The 904-nt window shown below is 74.0% G+C and carries 1 protein-coding gene; it reads right to left on the reverse strand.

Annotated features, from left to right (window positions below):
* Positions 1-25: 25 nt before the first annotated feature.
* A complete protein-coding gene (locus LCE31_RS39945; protein WP_225023217.1) occupies positions 26-586 on the reverse strand; it encodes a flavoprotein in 561 nt (186 codons plus the stop codon).
* Positions 587-904: the final 318 nt, after the last annotated feature.

Here is a 904-nt window from a genome sequence, read left to right on the forward strand (position 1 = left end):
GGGGATGGCTGCCCCGCCCCGCCCGTCAGAGCCGTACCGACGGCGCGAGCAGTTCCAGCGCTTCCTCCCATCGGAACGCCTCGGCGCCACCCTCGGACTTCGGGGCGTTGGGCTCGTACGAACCGATCAGTACGCCCATGGAACGCAGCCGCTCCAGGCTCTCCCGATACGCGGGGTGCGCGGCCTGCGCGCTGTTGAGGCACGGCAGCGCCGCGATCGGGACGCCCATCCCGTACGCCTCGCAGAGAATGCCGACCGCGAGCGTGTCGGACAGGCCCGCGGCCCACTTGTTGATCGTGTTGAACGTGGCCGGTGCCACCGCGATGGCGTCGGGAGGCGGCAAGGGACGTGGTTCGCCCGGCTTGCGCCACGCGGACCGGATCGGATAGCCGGTCTGGGCCTCGACCGCCGCCTGGTCGAGGAACCCGAGCCCCTGGGGCGTCGCCACCACACCCACCCGCCAACCACTGTCCTGAGCGGCGGATATGAGTCGGCCCACCGACCCGGCGTTGCCGGCCGCGCAGACGACGACATACAGAAAGGGCCCGCTCGTCCTGCCGTCGCCCCGCGTTGCTTCCGTCCCCATGAAGATCGCCCGCTTTCCTCGGTACATCGCGCGCTTCCCTCGGCCGTATGACGCGATCAGCCTATGGGCGGGCACAGTGGGCCCATCGGTCGCGCGGGGCCCGGCTCCCACCCGGGGCCGGTGCGTGGTCCGCCGTATCGGCCCGCCCGTACCGGACCGGTGCCTCGTCCGCCGGCCGGCCCGCCCCGGTCTCACGGGCACCGTCACACGCCACTGCCACGGGCCGCGCCCGCGCGTCACGCCTCGCGCCTCGCGCCTCGCGCCTCGCGCCTCGCGCCTCGCGCCTCGCGCCTCGCGCCTCGCGCCTCGCGCCTCGCG

It is taken from the genome of Streptomyces sp. 8L (assembly GCF_020176795.1).
Classification (GTDB): domain Bacteria; phylum Actinomycetota; class Actinomycetes; order Streptomycetales; family Streptomycetaceae; genus Streptomyces.

Bases quoted from the DNA above. Each gene is read 5' to 3' on its own strand.
- LCE31_RS39945 (WP_225023217.1), bottom strand. From the start codon at position 586: ATGGGGACGGAAGCAACGCGGGGCGACGGCAGGACGAGCGGGCCCTTT.